The sequence below is a fragment of the Microbulbifer sp. TB1203 genome (assembly GCF_030997045.1).
GTDB lineage: Bacteria > Pseudomonadota > Gammaproteobacteria > Pseudomonadales > Cellvibrionaceae > Microbulbifer.
The window spans coordinates 3,523,336-3,540,380 of record NZ_CP116899.1 but is presented as its reverse complement, the minus strand read 5'-3'; the positions used below and the strand labels follow the sequence as shown (position 1 = coordinate 3,540,380).

The 17,045-nt window shown below is 60.3% G+C and carries 13 protein-coding genes; 2 read left to right on the top strand and 11 right to left on the bottom strand.

Annotation, left to right across the window (positions count from 1 at the left end; translation table 11 throughout):
• Window positions 1-85: 85 nt before the first annotated feature.
• The 11 genes from PP263_RS14830 to PP263_RS14780 form a co-directional block, all read right to left on the bottom strand.
• The gene (locus PP263_RS14830) at window positions 86-376 is read right to left on the bottom strand and encodes a hypothetical protein (protein ID WP_308364403.1); all 291 of its coding nucleotides are present in this window, start codon (window positions 374-376) and stop codon (window positions 86-88) included.
• Between the two features lie 101 nt (window positions 377-477).
• Complete coding sequence (locus PP263_RS14825) at window positions 478-2,079, bottom strand: hypothetical protein (RefSeq protein ID WP_308364402.1); 1,602 nt, start codon at window positions 2,077-2,079, stop codon at window positions 478-480.
• Window positions 2,076-4,289 (bottom strand): hypothetical protein, encoded by a 2,214-nt coding sequence (locus tag PP263_RS14820; RefSeq protein WP_308364401.1) that lies wholly within the window; start codon window positions 4,287-4,289, stop codon window positions 2,076-2,078. Before PP263_RS14820 ends, PP263_RS14825 begins: the two co-directional genes overlap by 4 nt.
• Window positions 4,282-5,433 (bottom strand): BatA domain-containing protein, encoded by a 1,152-nt coding sequence (locus PP263_RS14815; protein WP_308364400.1) that lies wholly within the window; start codon window positions 5,431-5,433, stop codon window positions 4,282-4,284. The genes PP263_RS14820 and PP263_RS14815 overlap by 8 nt, the downstream gene beginning before the upstream one ends.
• 1 nt (window position 5,434) lies before the next feature.
• The gene (locus PP263_RS14810) at window positions 5,435-6,340 is read right to left on the bottom strand and encodes a DUF58 domain-containing protein (RefSeq protein ID WP_308364398.1); all 906 of its coding nucleotides are present in this window, start codon (window positions 6,338-6,340) and stop codon (window positions 5,435-5,437) included.
• 18 nt (window positions 6,341-6,358) lie between these two features.
• Entirely contained in the window at window positions 6,359-7,369 is a 1,011-nt protein-coding gene (locus tag PP263_RS14805) for a MoxR family ATPase (RefSeq protein ID WP_308364397.1), read from the bottom strand.
• A gap of 6 nt (window positions 7,370-7,375) precedes the next feature.
• Entirely contained in the window at window positions 7,376-8,080 is a 705-nt protein-coding gene (locus PP263_RS14800) for a DUF4159 domain-containing protein (protein WP_308364394.1), read from the bottom strand.
• A gap of 226 nt (window positions 8,081-8,306) precedes the next feature.
• Window positions 8,307-9,938, bottom strand: a complete 1,632-nt coding sequence (locus tag PP263_RS14795; RefSeq protein ID WP_308364393.1) for a TldD/PmbA family protein — start codon at window positions 9,936-9,938, stop codon at window positions 8,307-8,309.
• Window positions 9,939-9,965: 27 nt separating this feature from the next.
• Window positions 9,966-11,303 (bottom strand): TldD/PmbA family protein, encoded by a 1,338-nt coding sequence (locus PP263_RS14790; protein WP_308364392.1) that lies wholly within the window; start codon window positions 11,301-11,303, stop codon window positions 9,966-9,968.
• Window positions 11,304-11,437: 134 nt separating this feature from the next.
• A complete protein-coding gene (locus PP263_RS14785) occupies window positions 11,438-13,069 on the bottom strand; it encodes a TldD/PmbA family protein (protein ID WP_308364391.1) in 1,632 nt (543 codons plus the stop codon).
• Between the two features lie 210 nt (window positions 13,070-13,279).
• Window positions 13,280-14,914 (bottom strand): sigma-70 family RNA polymerase sigma factor, encoded by a 1,635-nt coding sequence (locus PP263_RS14780; protein ID WP_308364390.1) that lies wholly within the window; start codon window positions 14,912-14,914, stop codon window positions 13,280-13,282.
• A 223-nt stretch (window positions 14,915-15,137) separates the two neighbouring features.
• Here PP263_RS14780 and PP263_RS14775 point away from each other — a divergent pair, with 223 nt between their 5' ends.
• Both PP263_RS14775 and PP263_RS14770 read left to right on the top strand, forming a co-directional pair.
• On the top strand, window positions 15,138-15,737 hold the full coding sequence (locus PP263_RS14775) for a CIA30 family protein (RefSeq protein ID WP_308364388.1): 600 nt from the start codon (window positions 15,138-15,140) through the stop codon (window positions 15,735-15,737).
• A 46-nt stretch (window positions 15,738-15,783) separates the two neighbouring features.
• Window positions 15,784-17,031 carry an acyltransferase family protein gene (locus tag PP263_RS14770; protein WP_308364387.1) on the top strand — a complete coding sequence of 416 codons (1,248 nt, stop codon included), beginning with the start codon at window positions 15,784-15,786 and terminating at the stop codon, window positions 17,029-17,031.
• Window positions 17,032-17,045: the final 14 nt, after the last annotated feature.

Sequence of the window (17,045 nt, the reverse complement as noted above, 5' to 3'; positions counted from 1 at the left end):
CCTGGTTGATATACGGGAGGAGTGTATAGAATCTCTGCGCCGGCTTTGTGCGAGAAGAAAGCGGTTAACAGGGCATAGAGTATATTTATGCGGAGGTTTTAGACAGGGACAGGTTTGCCCGGAACATTTGTGGCTTGAGGATCACACCGCTGGATGGACATACGATACATTCATTGATCAGCGTATTCGCAGGGTTAATCGTATCGGTGGAAATCACCAACCGTTCCAGCCGGGGTGTGAAGCGAGACCTTTTGATGCTAATGGCATTGCCAGAATCCGGGTTGATGGATTCACTATCGGCCAACACGAATCGATTCTGAGATACTCCGAAGACGGATAGACAAGAATGGTCGGTATACGTAATTACTTTCTTCATGACCCCGCCAACTACCAGGAAAAGGTATCGTTTCATTTTTGGCCCAGATTTTTGGTCGGTGGCTGGAATTGAATGCAATTTAACAAGCGCGAGCGGTTTACTCAGCGTAGCGACCTGAGTTCCCTCCACCAGCTGAACCCCAGCAACAGTATCAACGCCAGCGCAATCCAATGCCGCGGCAGCGGATTGCGCGGGGTCTCTATATCCGCGACCGGGCCCAGGCGGGCGCTGGCCATTTGCCTGGTGTCGGTGCGCGCTATGGCCCGCTGCCACTGCGGCCAGGCGTTGCGGGGGAATACGTAGAAATCGAATTCGCCGTTACCGCCGTCGATGCGATGCCAGCCGGCCTGTTTGGGCCACCAGGAATGGCAGGCACCACCACCATCGGAGAGAAGGACCACACCGGTCAGCGGATTCCCTGTTCTCTTGTTGTCCACTGCGGCCAATTTCGGCGTCGCCTCGGAAAAAGCCGTGCTGCACAGGGTTACCCGCTGCTGCTCGCGTGGTAGCCGGGGTCGCAGTTTTATCGGCGGTCGGCTGCCGCGGTGGGCCAGCTGGTGGTCGAACAGGGTTTTCCACAGGCGGGCGTAGTCCGCGGCAAATCCGGCGGTGATCCAGCGGTAACTGCGGTCGAAGAGCACAAAACCCAGCGACTGGCCAGGATTGTTGCGCACCCAGTAAATCGGCTGGGCACCGAGTTCGATATCGCCGGGACGCGTTTGTTGCGGTTGGTAGCCGGCCAGCGCCAGCAGTGGCATTTCTCCACTGCTCGCCAATGGATTTTCGATCTCGGAGTTATTGACGGGGGCGAGTGGCATACCCTGCGCGTGGGCGTAATCCAGAAAGCCCCGCGGAGTATCGGCACTCACCAGCCACAGCAGGGATTTTCTTTCGGCCAGGGCCGGCAGTAGCCGGCGTTGCGCGGGGCTCAGTTGCGGCCATAGATGGCTGTCCAGGAGCAGCAGATCGAAGGGGCCATTGGGGGCGAGCAGCTGTGGGGTTTTTGCGTCCAGCCCGTTGAAGGATTCCCGCCGTATGATTTCCGGCGCCAGCTGGGTGACGACCCGGGCGGGGGCGCCGGACTGGCGCAGCCAGCGCGACAGGGCGGCGGTCTCAAATCCCGGGCGTGCCAGCCACAGCAAAATTCTCGGCGCCTCCGGCGCATGCACTTGGACCGGCAGTGGCTCACGGCGCACGATGGTGCCGCCGTCGGCTTTCGTCTCGATACGCAGTTGGTAGAGCCAACGGCCGGCGAGCTTGGGTGTGTCGCTGAGAACCGCCGCGCCGCCTTCCGCGGACAGCACTGCACTGTCTACCTCGCCGCCAAACGGATCTTCAAGAAACAGCCGGCTCGCGATGCCGCTACCGTGGGCGATGCGCAGCTGCAAGGGTTCGCCCAGTGATAGCCGCTGCGGCCAGTTCACCTGCCAGCCGGGAGCGTCGCTCTCTGTTTCCACACGCAGTCGCGTCGGCGGCAGGTCGCGCAGTGCGTCCCGGCTTTGCGGCAGTGCAATTTGCAGCGCGGTGGTGTCAGCCGGTGGCAGCAGCGCTGGGGGATTTACCAGTGCCCAGACGAGTCCCCAGATGGCGATCTGCAGCAGCATCGCGCCGGCGCGATGCGCACCGCCTTTTTCCCGGCGGGCGATCAGCAGCAGGGAAATTCCCAGGGTGACAATGCAGATGGCGGCGATCCAGAAATTCATTCGCGCTCTCCGCCTTGTTCCTGCAGCCAGTTGTCGAAACTGCCTGTAGTAGCGCGCTCCCTCGGCAGCGACGGCTGCGCCTGCGGCGCCGGCAGCAGCTGATACAGCAGCGCGGAAAGCTGCCGGCGACAGTCGGTGCAATCCGCCTGCTGTCGGTACAGACGCAGGTTTTTCGACAGCTCCACGCGCAATTGCGGTTGCTCGCGCAACTGCGGCAGCGACAGCAGTTCCTCCGCTGTGCCGTCATCCGGCGCGTCGCCTGCGCGTACCCGCTGCAGCAGTTTTAATAGCTGTTCGCGCTCACTGTCGCTACGCGTGGCGCTTACACGCGGTGGCTTTACGCCGTCCCGCTCGCCGCTGAGGCGTCGACTTTGGTCCAGGGCCGGCGGCTCGAAACCCACACGTTGCAGATAGATACGGGAGGCCTGCTGCACTTCCTTGATGTAACGCAGGGCAGTGTGCTGGTGGGGCAGGGAGGCGCGGGGTTCGATGACCGACAGCTCGCGCCAGGAACTCCACATGGCATTCAGCGCGTTGCGCAGCAGCTCCTTGGTCTGCGGATCGAATAGGGTTGCGTGTTCCGAGGTGTCGTGACTGTGCCCCGCAGCGGCGATTACACCGCTGGCATCGCCGAACTGTTGTGTCGGGGCTTCGTGGTCGTCTCCGTGATCTCCGTGGTTTCCATGGTCTTCGTGATCCCCGTGGTCTTTGTGTTCCTCCCCATGTGCGTCTACGCTTTCGCCGTGCGCTTCATGGTGGGGTCCGGATTCATCATCGTGTTCCAGCGCCGAGTCCTCCTCGCCGAGGAAATGGCCGTAGCGCATACGCAGCAGGTTCTGTTCGTAGGCCAGGGATTCCGAGCGTTTTCGGAAATCCCCCTCGCTGAGCTGCTCCCGTTCCGCCAGCAGCGCCTCGGTATCGATGATCAGCTGGCGCTGGCTACGGAAATATTCCGGCAGAACCTTGATCGCCATGCCCTCGGCATCGCTGAGGCCGAAAATCTCCGCCTGTGGCCAGCGGATAATAAAGTGCTGGCTCTTCCGCAGGTTCGGCTCGGGTTCGCGGTTGTCGCGCGCCTGCAGGAACCAGTAGAGTTCATCGCCGGGCTCGATCTGGTACCGCTTCACCGGCACGCTGAAGTGGTAACGCTTTGCGCCTTCAGTGGTGTCGGCCGGCTCCAGTTTTATTCTGTCATTTCGGAAGCGGACATTTTCGCCGTCGCCGCTCGCCAGGGTGATCAGCAGATCGGTTTCCGCCACCTGAAAGTCGTCCGTCACCTCGACATCGACCTGCAGCAGCGACGACCTCTCGCTGTCGGTATTGATCGTCGTCACATTGTCCCGTGGCAGGCTGAAGGAGAATTCCGGTGCGCGATCGGCTTCGATCCCGATATTGTGAATCTGTGGCAACAATATCTCCTCTTCGCCCCTGCGCGCGGACAGCTGGTAAAAATCCGCTTCCGCCAGCGTCCGCGTCAGTTGCCAGTGGCGGCTGGGCAGCGTTTCCGTTGGGGAAAAAACGAAATTCTCGCGGGCGGCGAGCATCGTCAGCGCGCCGGCGGGTGTATTCAGTGTGATCCGCCAGGTGATACGGGACTGTTCCGGCGCCTTTACCTGCAGCGACTGGGTTAGCGCGGGCAGGTCGGTGTAGGCGGGCGGGCGGATCTCGGTAATGGCCTCCACCACCTCGATCGACCCCGCTGCAGCGGCGGCCTGTGCGGCGGCCACCTGGCCGGGCGCATCCCGTTGCGGCAGCGTATTGGCAATAACAAACACCAGCAGGCCGAGACAGGCACCGGCGGCGTTGGTTACCGCGCTGCGGTGCCAAGGAGGTCGGAAATTCTTCAGTGCACTGCTATCCAGCAACTGTTGCAGTGTGGCGGCCGTGCGTTGCCGCTGTACTTTTGCCAGCGGCCCGAGTGTCTCCGGTGGCTTGTTCAATAGCTGGCTGCTGTCCTGTAGCACTGGAAAGCGGCCGTCCAGCTTGCGGCAGATGTCGGCAGTCGAGAGGCGCCAGTTGCGATCCAGCAGCAGTGCCAGTGCAATCGCGGCCAGGCATGCGAAGGGAATCCAAACCGACCACTGCAGTTGCACAATGCCGATTGCACTGATCCCGGCGACGGCCGTTGCGAGCCAGAAATAGGGCCACAGACTGCCGCTACGCCAGTTGCGCCCCGCGCGTCGCAATAATTGAGGGGCGTGATCAGTCACGGTCGCGACTCCCCGCTGCGGGGCGCGCAAGCGCGACTGTGCGCTCCAGCGCGAGCAGCAGCACAAATGCCAGCAGCAGCCAGTGCTCCATCGGCACAAGGCGCGATCGGCCCACTTTGGATTCAGGTATGGCAATGCCTGGCGGCGCGGTGACAGACCAGAGGCCGCGGCTGCGCGTTTGCAGCGCCCAGTCCTGAGCGAACCACTGTTGCCACAGTTTTTCCGGGAGATCCGGGTGCCGGAAAAAATCCTCGCTGTGCCAGTCCCGCCCGTAGCGCAGCCAGCTGCCGCGACCCAGTGCGGCGGACTGCAGCGATCCGTCGTCCGCGACTTCGACAAACGGCATTTCATCCGCCGGCTGTACGCGCCGGTCCGTGATCAGCAGGCCGCCATCGCGGATAAATTCCCGCAGCGCTGCGGGCAACGCACCGGCTGTGTCGTAGATCAGCCAGTCCTGCTCGGTCGCGCCCACGCTGTCGATCGTATCGAGTTTTTGCAACTCCAGTTGCGGCAGTTCGGTTTCCCGCAGTTGCCGCAACGCCGCTTCGAGCCACGGCGGCCCTTCGTCCAGCAATGCCAACCTCGGCAGCGGTGCGGAATTTTCCGTATTTGCATTTTCCAGCGCATGCCACTGCCAATGCGGGCTGATCCGCAGGGCGCCGTGGCCGCTCGGGTTTTCCGCACTGCGCAGCAGAATATGAGCGCGGCGGAATTCGCCGGCATCGGCGAGGCCGGAAAGCGTCTTCCAGAGATCTGGTGCCTGTGGCCGCGGCGCGGTGACCGGCACCGGTTCCGGCTGCAGCCACAGAACGGATGCAAAGCCGGGGTTTTCCTGCAGAAATGTTTCCAGTTGCCCGTGCTCGATGCGTGGGTCCACCAGCAGCAGGTCTGGGGAAGTAATACCGTCCCGTTGCAACAGCGGCTGTGCGAGCATTAATACAAGAAGCGCCAGCAGCAGCATTCTCAACAACAACAGCCATTTCTCCCGCAACAGCAGGTGCTTTGTGAACTGCGGTTTCTGTCGCAGCCAGTGCACTGCGGCAAAGGTGATTTCACGGGAGGCATTGCGCTGCAACAGGTGAACCAGCAGCGGAATCGCCAGGGCGCACAGCAACCACAGCCATTGGGAGGACTGCCAGAGCATTTCAGTCGATCCTCCCCAGATCAATCCTGGAATGCGCGCGGATAAACCGGCGCAGTGACTGATCCAGCGGCTGCTCTATGGCGACGCTGGTCAGCGGGCACTCCTGCACGGCGAAACGCGCGGCAAGCGCCTTTTGCGCGGCGCCGAACGCGTGCAGGTAATCGGCGCGCTGCTGGCGGGCACTGAGTTCGGTTACAGCGGGTGATTCCGGATCGCGGATTTTCAGTTCGCCGTCGAACGGAAATGTCTCCTCGGCTTCCACCAATAACTGCATCGGCAGGCAGGGACGGCCGGCGGCGTGCAGGCGGCCGGCGAAGGCGCTGATCTCTCCGCTACGTTCAAAAAAATCGCTGACCAGCACCACTTGGCAAGGCTGTTCAAACCGCTTCCAGAGTGGTGCCAGTTGGTCTTCTCCTGGCCAGTGACCCATTGCCTGCAACCGCTCCAGTTCCAGCGAGACGCGTCGGTGGTGCTCCTCGCCCTGGTCCTCCGGCACAAAGCGGGTGCCGCCGTCGTTCAACGCCAGCAGGGAGAAGCGATCGCCCTGGCGGTGCAGCATCCAGCATAGGGTCGCGATCCAGCACTTTGCGTACTGCAGTTTGTTCAGTTGCGGATGGATAAAACTGGGTTGCGCCATGGAGGCGCTGGTATCGAGCGCGATGCACACGTGCATCTGGCTCTCCCGTTCCGCCTCGCGCACATAGTAGCGGTCCGAGCGCGCGAACAGTTTCCAGTCGATATGACGGATGGAGTCGCCGGGCTCGTAGCTGCGGTACTGCTGGAACTCGATACCGGCGCCGCGTCGCTGGCTGTGCTGCATTCCCAGCAGCATGCCCTCGGCGATATGCCGCGACAGCCAGGCGAGGTCGCGGGTGGCGGCCAGCGTCAGCGGGTCCGTCAGTTTCAAGGTATTAGTCTCACGGTATCAGTCCCGCCCGGGTTCCGGGACGCTGTCGAGCAGCTCCCGCAGCAGTTGCGGAACCGTGACACCGTCCGCCTGGGCGTGGAAGCTGAGCAGGATGCGGTGGCGCAGTACCGGCAACAGCAGCGCCTGAATATCCGCGCGGGTGACCGCGAGGCGCTGTTGCAGAAACGCACGCGCTTTTGCGGCGACAATCAGTGCCTGGCCGGCCCGCGGTCCGGCGCCCCATTTGATCCACTGCTGTAATTTCGAATTGGTGCTCTCGCCGGTGCGGGTCGCGCGCACCAGGCGTGCGACGTAGTGATAGAGATCGTCGCTGACGTGGATCTCGCGCACCAGCCGCTGCATTTCCAGCAGCTCGGCGGCGTCCAGGCAGGGCGCGGGTTTTTCCGGGGCGCCTCCTGTCGTTGCGCGCAGTATTTCCACTTCGTCCTGTTCCGCCGGGTAATCGATATGGATATTCAGCAGGAAGCGGTCCAGTTGTGCTTCCGGCAGCGGGTAGGTGCCGGCCTGTTCGATCGGGTTCTGGGTCGCCAGCACGAAGTAGGGTTCCGGCAGCGCGATGGTTTCGCCGGCCACGGTTACCGCGTATTCCTGCATCGATTCCAACAGCGCCGCCTGGGTTTTCGGCGGTGTGCGGTTGATTTCGTCCGCGAGCAGGATATTGGTGAAAATCGGGCCGCGCTGGAATTTGAAGAAGCGTTTTCCGGTGGAGTGATCCTCTTCGAGAATCTCGCTGCCGAGAATATCCCCGGGCATCAGGTCCGGCGTGAACTGCACCCGCTTGAATGCCAGCTCGGTGCAGTCCGCCAGGGTTTTTACCAGCAGCGTCTTGCCCAGGCCGGGCACGCCTTCGAGCAACGCGTGGCCGCGGGCCAGCAGGCAGATCAGCAGTTGGTCCACCACTTCCCGCTGGCCGACGATGACCTTGCCGATCTCGCTTCTGAGTTTTTCCAGGCCGGTCAGGCGCTGCTCTACTGTTTCTTCGATGGTGCTGTCAATGGTATTTGGCATGGGAATTCAGCTTGTCAGTGCGTAGATAACGATGTTCACGGCGAATTTGGTATTGTCGATGGCGAGCCAGCGCTTGTTGCGATAATCGTAGTCCCACTCGCAACCGAAGTCCTTGTTGCTGTAGAGCACCGCGATGCGGTCGTCGACGATAATGGCTTTCAGGTAGTCGTGTACCAGGTCGTCGCCCCAGCCGTTCAGTTCGAAGCTGGTCACCGGCAGTTCATCGAACTGGAAGAAGCAGTTGTACAGGTCGTGATCGTGCGGCAGTTTCTGCAGGCAGTCTTCGCCGAACAGCTCCGCCATCTGCGCCTCGAAGGACTTGGCGAAGAGACCGTCGATATCGTGGTTGCAGTCATCCACGAAAACGAAGCCGCCGCGGTTGACGTAGTCGCGAAAATTGCGCGCCTCTGCCGTGGTGAACTCCAGCAGCTTGTGCCCGGCCAGGTAGCAGAAAGGCGCCAGCAGCATTTCCGGGTCCGCCAGCGGGACTATGTGCTCCTTCGGGTCCACCTTGAGGTTGGTGTACTCGATCAGCGAATTCAGCAGGTTGGAGGGCATGCGCTGGTCCACGTCCCAGTCGCCGGATTCGTACATCAGGCGGGTGAAGTGGAAGTCGTAGTGTTGCTCCGGCTGTGCGCGTGTGCCGATTGGCAGGAGAGCACTGCTGGTCAGCATCAGGTTTTGCAGGAAGTGTCTACGGGTTAGCGGCATGGTTTTACAGCATTAGGGTTTGATGGGCACGCTGCGCTTTGCCCATCCTACGATATTCTACTTGTCGTCATACCGGCGCAGGCCGGTATCCAGTTTCGTGGCTTCTGGATTCCGGCCTGCGCCGGAATGACGAACTAGCTTTGTAGGAGCCTGCCCTGCAGGCGAATGGTTACGGAGCTCCGCTCTTGTTCGCCTGCAAGGCAGGCTCCCACATCAGTCCTTCGGACTAGCCAATATTGCGCTTGGTATTGATTACATTCACCCCATCAAACCGCGCCGTCGAGCTGCCGTGGGACACAGCGCTGACCTGGCTCGGCTGGCCCTTGCCGTCGAAGAAGGAGCCGCCCAGGCGGTAGTCGCGCTCGTCGCAGATCTGCGAACAGGAATTCCAGAATTCCCGGGTGTTCGACTGGTAGGCGACGTCCTCGACCATGCCGGTGATCTTGCCGTCCTCGATCTCGTAGAACAGCTGGCCGCCGAACTGGAAGTTGTAGCGCTGCTGGTCGATGGAGAAGGAGCCGTCGCCGATAATGTAGATGCCTTTTTCCACATCCTTGATCATCTCGTCGACACTCAACTTGTCCTCGCCCGGCTGCAGCGACACGTTGGCCATGCGCTGGAACTGCACGCTGGACCAGCTGTCGGCGTAGCAGCAGCCCTGGGACTCTTTCTGCCCGAGCATATGCACCTGGTCGCGGATCGCCTGGTAGTTCACCAGCACGCCGTCCTTGATCAGGTCCCAGCGCTTGGTCTTCACGCCTTCGTCGTCGTAGCCGACCGCACCGAGGGAGCCGGGCTGTACCTTATCGGCAAAGAGGTTGACCTTGTCGCTGCCGTACTGGAATTTGCCGTCGCGCCATTTGTCGATGGTGGCGAAGGAGGTGCCGGCGTAGTTGGCCTCGTAGCCCAATACGCGGTCCAGTTCCAGCGGGTGGCCGACGGATTCATGGATAGTGAGCCACAGGTGGCTCGGGTCCAGCACCAGGTCGTACTTGCCAGGTTTGACGGACTTGGCCTTGAGCTTTTCCTGCGCCTGCTGCGCGGCCAGCTTGGCGTCCTCGATCATATCGTAGGAATCGCGGTACAACACCGTCTGCGACTGTATCTTGTCCTCGGCGCGGCCGTCGAGGTATTCGAAGCCGCGGCCCACCGGCTGGCCCAGGCCTTCGCGGGTGCGGAAGCCGCCGTCCTTCTTGTCCACCGCGGTAACGCTGAACGGCGCCCACAGGCGGTGTACATCCTGGTCGACATAGGAGCCGTCGGTGGAGGCGAAATACTTTTGCTCGTTGACCAGGTACAGCATGGAATTGATGAAGCTGGCACCGGCATCCAGTGCGGATTTGTTCACTTCCATCAGCAGGTCGACTTTCTCCGCCAGCGGAATCTCCATGGCGTTTTTGCGGATCGGGGTCTTCCAGCTAACTTCACCGTAGCCTTTCTGCTTTGCCAGTTGCACCGGCTCCTTCTGGTATTTGGAATTGGCCTTGGCGGTGGCGACAGCCTGTGCGGTGGCGCGGGCGATGCCGTCTGCAGTCATATCGTTGGTGGCGGCGAAGCCCCAGGTGCCGTTGGCGATCACGCGCACGCCCATACCGATGGACTCGGTATTGACCACGTTCTGCACTTTCATTTCGCGGGTGATCACATACTGGTTCAGGTAGCGGCCGATGCGCACGTCGGCATAGCTGGCGCCCAGCTTGGTGGCGGTGTTCAGCGCCGCATCCGCCAGTTCTTTCTTGACGGCGACGTCCATACCACTGTGGACCAGCTTGCTTTCCGCCACCAGGTTGCCGGACAGCGGCAGCATGGAAAAGCCCAGGCCGGCGCCGCTCAGCTGGAGAAATTTTCTTCTGTCCATTTCTGAATCCTCGATTCGCTATGGCCGTTACACGGCGTCGGAAAGGCTGCTGAAGGTGAAGTCGCGCACTTTCAGTGCGGGGATCATCGCCGAGTAACCCCACATGCCCACGCGCTCGGCGCGGCCCATGTCCTCGATGTTGTTCAGCATGATCACCGGGCTCTCATTGAAGCGGAAATTCTTGATCGGGTATTTGATCTTGCCGTTTTCGATATAGAAGGTGCCGTCGCGGGTCAGGCCGGTGAGCAGCAGGGACTGGGGGTCCACCATGCGGATATACCAGGTGCGGGTCACCAGTACGCCGCGGCGGGTGTTTTTGATCAGTTCCGCGGTCGACTTGTCGCCGCCGACCATGATCAGGTTGTTCGGCTGTGGAATCGCTTTTTCCTTTTCCTTGGATTGACTGGCCCAGTAGCGGCTGCGCGGGAGGTTCTTCACCACGCCGTCCCTGATCCAGTCGACGCGCTCCTGGGCCATGAAATCGTCCTCCGCCCAGGGCATCGCCGGCACATCCGGGTCCGCCGGGTCCGAGTAGATGTGCACGCGCTTGTCGAACATCTTTTCGCCGATGCGGTTGCCGCCGCCCTTCTTGCTCATAAAGCTGCGGCCCTCGTCGGCGCTGCGTGCGTCGTAGTTCCACATCATAAAGCCGACCAGTCCGGACACCGCACTGGGCTCCAGAATCACCGTGTATTTGCCCGGTTCCAGTGCGCGCGCTTCCTGGGATTGCACCGCCTTGTCGATGGCGATATTGGAGACGGCGCCGGTGTTCATGGTGGAGAAATCGGAAACGTCACTCTGCGCCCAGCCGGAGCCCAGGCCATTTTCCGTGCGCATGGTTACGGTGAAATTCGCCGAGGTGGAAACGTGGTAGCCGAACAGGCCCTTGGTGTTGGCCACGGCGGCGAAGGAGCGCGCGTCCTCCAGGTAGCCGGCGGCGATCACCTTTCTCTCCCTGGCCGCCATGATGGAGTCGGCCGCCGCCTTGGCGCGCTGGTCCGGAGTGATGTCCGCGGTGGATTTGGCGAAGCCGTTCACCTTCGGGTATTTCTGCTCGCCCAGCAGCGGCATGGCCTCCGGGTTGTCCGGTGACAGCTTGGCCAGCTCCTCGGCGCGGCGCATGACTTTTGCCAGCGCCGCATCGCTGAATTCGTTGATGGTGGCGATGCCGGACTTCTTGCCGAAACGCGCCTCCACCGCCAGTTCGATATCGTTGACGATACCGCTGGTGGAAACACTGTTGCGTGCGTAGCGGATATTGCCGGTCTCGGCACCGGTGAGCTGGGCGCTGGCCGCTTCGGCTTTGCTGTATTTCAGCACCTTGTCGAGAATTTGTTTCGCTTCACTTCTGGATAAAATTGCCATTTCTTTTTCTCCAAAAACTTATTGTTGTTCGTTGCTGCCTGAATAACATTTGGACCTCGTCATTCCGGCGAAGGCCGGAATCCATAGAGCTCGTAGGTAGATGGATTCCGGCCTGCGCCGGAATGACGATGTCCTTAACTAATATTGCGCTTGGTGTTGATAACGTTGATCTTGTCGAAACGGCTGGTGGAACAGCCGTGGGACACGGCGCTCACCTGGCTCGGCTGGCCCTTGCCATCGAAGAAGGTGCCGCCCAGGCGGTAGTCGCTGCTGTCGCAGACGGCGGTGCAGGAATTCCAGAATTCCTGGGTGTTCGACTGGTAGGCGACGTCCTCCACCTGGCCGACGATCTCGCCATCTTTTATCTCGTAGAACAGCTGGCCGCCGAACTGGAAGTTGTAGCGCTGCTGATCGATGGAGTAGGAGCCGCGGCCGAGAATATAGATGCCCTTCTCCACGTCGCGGATCATGTCCTTCGCCGAATACTTTTCCTTCCCCGGCGCCAGGGACACGTTGGGCATGCGCTGGAATTGCACACTGGACCAGCTGTCGGCGTAGCAGCAGCCGTGGGATTCCTTCTGGTCGATCATATGCACCTGGTCGCGGGTGGCCTGGTAGTTCACCAGAATGCCGTCCTTCACCAGGTCCCAGCGTTTGGTCTTCACGCCCTCGTCGTCGTAGCCGACCGCCCCCAGTGAACCCGGCTGCACCTTGTCAGCGAATAGATTGACCTTGTCGCTGCCGTACTGGAATTTGCCGCTGCGCCACTTGTCCAGGGTGGCGAAGGAGGTGCCGGCGTAGTTGGCCTCGTAGCCGAGTACACGGTCCAGCTCCAGCGGGTGGCCGACGGATTCGTGGATGGTGAGCATTAGGTGGGAGGGTTCCAGCACCAGATCGTACTTGCCCGGCTGGATGGATTTGGCGGACAGCTTGGCTCTCGCCTGCTCCGCGGCGAGGCGCGCGTCCTCGGCCATATCGTAGGAGTTTGTGTACAGGGTGGTCTGGCCGTGGATCTTGTCTTCCGCGCGCCCGTCCAGGTATTCGTAGCCGCGGCCGACCGGGTCGCTGAGGCCATTGCGGGTCTTGAAAACACCGGTCTTCTTGTCCACTACGGTCACTTCCATCGGCGCCCACAGGCGGTGCACGTCCTGGTCGATATAGGAGCCGTCGCTGGAGGCGAAATACTTCTGCTCGTTGACCAGGTACAGGGACGAGTTGATAAAGCTGGCCCCGGCCTTGAGCGCGCCGTTGTTCACCTCCATCAGGAAGTCGACCTTCTCGCCGATGGGTACCTCGAAGGCGTTTTTCTGGATCGGTGTCTGCCAGGAGACTTCGCCGACGCCTTTCACCGGCGCCAGCTGCACCGGCTCCGTCTGGTATTTGGCGTTGGCCTTGGCCACGGCCACCGCCTGGCGCGCCGCGCGGGCGATGCTGTCCGGGGTCAGGTCGTTGGTGGCCGAAAAGCCCCAGGTGCCGCCCGCGATCACACGGATGCCGGCGCCGAAGGATTCGGTGTTGACGATATTCTCGACGTTGGTCTCGCGGGTCAGCACGAACTGGTTCAGATAGCGGCCGATGCGCACATCGGTATAGCTGGCGCCGGCCTTGCGGGCGGTATTGAGCACGACGTCGGCAAGGGCTTTCTTTTGCCGCACATCCAGGCCATTGCCGGCCAACTGCTCCGCGGAGACCGGAACGCCGTAGACCGGCAGCAGGATACCGCCGGCGCCGACACCGGCGAGTTTGAGGAATTTTCTTCTTTGCATGGCACCTCCGGGCTGTCCCCATAACCTGGCCGTGTGGGCGGGGTCGGGACGGTTTTTATCGTTATCGCTGCCGCCCGGATCACGGGCGAACAGGTGCTCACCAATATGCGAGACTCACGCCAAAGTAAAGTGCCATGTCGTTGAGATGAGCGGGATCGGGGGCGAATCGAAGCTATCGCTATAATTCAGGCAGGTCTCGCATAACAAGCTTCAGTTGCTAGCTCCGAGGCCGGGTCTGGCATGCCTTCGACGCACAGCCTTCGCATAGCAAACCACCGGGACGATCACCAGGAACGCAAGTGCCCCCAGGACCGGGGCATGGGTCTGGTCTAATGCCGCCAGGTTTACGATCTCTCCTGCCTGCTCGTTGTTTATCTGGTTGGCGATCGAGATTGGTCCAATTGCCGCGTCTTTTGCAACAGAGAAGCCTCCGCTGAAGGCGCTCTCCCAGCCCATGGCAGAGAGCGAAGCATAGGCCTTGTATCCGATTGCCGAGGCGCCCAATGCCAGCAGGCCAATCCCTACGGTGCCCATTCCTACGATGCCAATCCCTATGGCGCCGGCTGTCACCAAACCACAGGATACGATTCCAACGCTTATCGGTGCCACTGCGAAGCCACCCCATGCGAATACCAAGCCGTACGCCCTGTCGCCTGCGGCGATCCAGCCTACAGCGGGCGCATCGCCCGCCTCTGGCTTCGCAAGTTTGACATGAAGAAGCGGCAGGCCGAACAGATGCAAGCGGCTACGGATTTCGCGCCGTTTCGACTCAGGTTGATCCTCAGGGGCCTTGAACAGATCTGGCCGTCTCAAGCGCTCAGACGCTCTCAAGGTTCGCTGGCTCTTGAGCAAATGATACGTCATCGCAACATAGCTGATAGAAAATCCAAGAACCATCGCTTGGGCCAATACGGAATAGAATTGGACGTCTTCATGCGACCCCATTGCGAGTTGCCTGAGCGCAAACATCCCTGCCACGAAGACAACCGCCGAGCCAAAGAACAGCAACGACCACTTTACGACGGACCGGCGTTCACGCCTGGTGCGCGATTGATCCAGGCTTGCACGCATGCCAAAGACCGAGCTGACCAATCCGGAAACCGTTGCCATAAACGTAGCCACACCGGCCCATTTGATCCAGGAACTCGCATGGGCCGCCAGCATGGCGGCGGTGGCAGCTTTGGCGGGAGGGGCGATCGTCGGCAAGGCGGCGAGTACGCCTATTGTAAATACCGATCCAGGAGTACTCTTGGCCAGGGCGCCTTCTACGAAAGCCAACATTCGCTCCTGCAGGATTTTTCGACCGCGTGACAGGCGCTGCTTCACTGCATCCTCTGAAAGATCGAGCTCGTCGGCCACGCGCTCCACGGACCGGTGCTCCCGGTAGTACAGAATCAAGGGTTCGCGATAGATTTCCGGCACTTTCTCCAAAGCCGTCCATAGCAAGGCCTGTTCTTCTTCCTTGATCGCCATCCCCTCGATGCCTTCATCATCGGATTCAAACGCTTCCGCTTCCTGCAAGTCCTCGGCGTGCCGCACTGGCTGCCGGGCCTCCTTTCGGCGGTGATGGCTGATCTTGAAACGCAGGATCCCGCACAACCAGGGCTTGAGTTTTTCTGGCTCGCGCAGGCTTTCAAGGCTCTTCCAGGCCTCAACAAAGGTTTCCTGGGCGACATCCTCGCTTTCGCCGAAGCTGCCCAGCGATGAATAGGCCAAGGAGCAAAGCAAGCGCTGGTAGCGGCTTACGATGCTTCCAAAGGCTTGCTGATCACCTCCAATCGATGCCAGCACCAGGGACGCGTCGCTGGCGTCTTCCAGAGTCGATCTTTTTTCGAATAGTTTCATGAGCGTCCAAATAGCCGGTGCCTGTATAGCAGGTGCCCGGTCCTGGCCCAAAGGTGACAGGATCTTTCGAAAAGGCCAAAAAAAGCGCTCCAGGGGGAATACATGAGATTTCCGTGTCACCTCCCTTTCCTCGATGGGCACTTACCGGGTGCAACAGCAAGCAATCGTCCGAAATCGCCGGACTCCGATCTGAAAATAACCGCAACCCACCAGGAAAAGCATCATGACTACATTCAACTCGCTCAATCGCCTTGTCTCCAGGACGCTGGCGACGATCGCCGTGATCGCAATCATCAACCCGGCTGTTGGCGATGAGGCACTGCAAACGGTCGACGACTTCAGCGATTCCCAGCGCAACAGCCTCGGAATCGAGCGTCAATTTATCGACGACACGACGGCGGGGGGAAATACCGCCGTTCACTATAGCATCGAAGACGGCATCCTCGTCGCCAGGGGCGAAATTGCGCCGCCACGCGGACAACCGGGTTGGGCTAGCGCGGTATTGCTACTCGATCCCCAGGGGCTGCCGATAAACGTCAGCAAATTCCAAGGCGTTCGTCTCCTGGTACGCGTCAACAAGGGCAATCTGTCCATTTCGGCCATTAGTCCGGAGGTTACGAATTTCGACTACCATGCCGCGCCGATTGCACTCCAGGCCGATGGTCAGTTCCACGAAGTCAAGATCCCCTTTGCGAGCATGAAGCGAGCCTGGTCGGAGCAAACGCCCTTGAATACGGAAACGATTTCCAGTCTCAGCATGGTCGCTTTCGACGTGCGAAGAAACGCCTTCGATTTCGAAGTGGACGAGGTGAGCTTCTACTAGCCGATCCAATCGTATCCGAATATTCAATCCAGGAATCTCGACAACCATGACTGCCACAATCGAAAGCAATCGACTCGACTACCTAGACGCCGTGCGGGCCTTCGCCCTGCTGCTCGGAATCGTCTTCCATGCCAGCTTGTCGTTTCTGCCGATCTTCATCGGCTGGGCAGTCATGGACGTGTCGACCAGCTACCTCTTGTCAAATGTCGTAATGGTAAGCCATTCCTTTCGCATGGAGCTGTTTTTCCTGATCGCAGGTTTCTTTAGCCACATGACCTTCCACCGCCAAGGGGCCGGTTCTTTTCTTCAATCGAGACTGATTCGAATCGCTATCCCATTCGTGGTTGGCTGGTTCATCCTGAGACCCTTGCTCGTCGCTTCCTGGGCCATGGGAAGCGAAAGCATGCGAGGAGAGGTCAACATCCTTTCCGGTTTGAAAATTGGCTTTCAATCGCTTGCCGAGCTTCCCAAGGGGCTTTTTACCGGCAGCCATCTCTGGTTCCTCTATTACTTGCTATTGGTGACCGGCATCACGCTTGGACTGCGTTCTCTAATTGGCCTACGGCCCCAACTGCGTGAATTCTTGACCCGAAAAGTCGATTCGGCAATCACCCGGCTGTCGGATTCTCGATTCGCCCTCATCGTCCTGGCCGCTCTCACCGCAATCAGCCTTTGGCATATGAAACTGTGGGGCATGGACACGCCCGATCAGTCGCTGGCGCCCCACCTACCTGTCCTGTTGGTGTATGGAAGCTTCTTCCTCCTCGGCTGGCTTCTGCAGCGGCAGCAGTCGCTCATCGGCCAATTCGCTCGCCTGTCGATTGCAACCGTCGCGCTCTGCATCGCCGGAATTGCCACGTCCGTTTACCTTGCTAAGTTTCAGTTAGAGTCCGGCCATCCCCAGATCACGCTGATCCGCGTCTTGTTCGTAGCCGGCTATGCGATCATGATGTGGACCTTGGTCGCCGTTGGCATCGGACTCTTCAAACGATTCTTCGACAAGCCCAGCAAGCTGGTCCGCTACATCGCGGACTCCTCTTACTGGGTCTACCTAATTCACCTGCCGATCGTAGTCTGGTTGCAGATTGCCTTCGCCGAAGTGGCCTTGCATTGGTCGCTTAAACTGGTCGCCATTTCGGCCATCACTATCGGCCTTTCGCTGATACTCTACGATCTGGTGGTTCGCTCCACTGCCATTGGAATGGTCCTCAACGGTCGAAGGAGAGATCGAGTCCTTTTCGCTTTCCCGGGATTGTTGTCGGCCAAGCTTGACGAAGGTGGCGAACGCGGGTGAGGGTGCGAGCAGGA

Bases quoted from the DNA above. Each gene is read 5' to 3' on its own strand.
- PP263_RS14780 (WP_308364390.1), bottom strand. From the start codon at position 14,914: ATGAAACTATTCGAAAAAAGATCGACTCTGGAAGACGCCAGCGACGCG.
- PP263_RS14770 (WP_308364387.1), top strand. From the start codon at position 15,784: ATGACTGCCACAATCGAAAGCAATCGACTCGACTACCTAGACGCCGTG.
- PP263_RS14785 (WP_308364391.1), bottom strand. From the start codon at position 13,069: ATGCAAAGAAGAAAATTCCTCAAACTCGCCGGTGTCGGCGCCGGCGGT.
- PP263_RS14775 (WP_308364388.1), top strand. From the start codon at position 15,138: ATGACTACATTCAACTCGCTCAATCGCCTTGTCTCCAGGACGCTGGCG.
- PP263_RS14815 (WP_308364400.1), bottom strand. From the start codon at position 5,433: ATGCTCTGGCAGTCCTCCCAATGGCTGTGGTTGCTGTGCGCCCTGGCG.
- PP263_RS14795 (WP_308364393.1), bottom strand. From the start codon at position 9,938: ATGGACAGAAGAAAATTTCTCCAGCTGAGCGGCGCCGGCCTGGGCTTT.
- PP263_RS14800 (WP_308364394.1), bottom strand. From the start codon at position 8,080: ATGCCGCTAACCCGTAGACACTTCCTGCAAAACCTGATGCTGACCAGC.
- PP263_RS14830 (WP_308364403.1), bottom strand. From the start codon at position 376: ATGAAGAAAGTAATTACGTATACCGACCATTCTTGTCTATCCGTCTTC.
- PP263_RS14790 (WP_308364392.1), bottom strand. From the start codon at position 11,303: ATGGCAATTTTATCCAGAAGTGAAGCGAAACAAATTCTCGACAAGGTG.
- PP263_RS14805 (WP_308364397.1), bottom strand. From the start codon at position 7,369: ATGCCAAATACCATTGACAGCACCATCGAAGAAACAGTAGAGCAGCGC.
- PP263_RS14825 (WP_308364402.1), bottom strand. From the start codon at position 2,079: ATGAATTTCTGGATCGCCGCCATCTGCATTGTCACCCTGGGAATTTCC.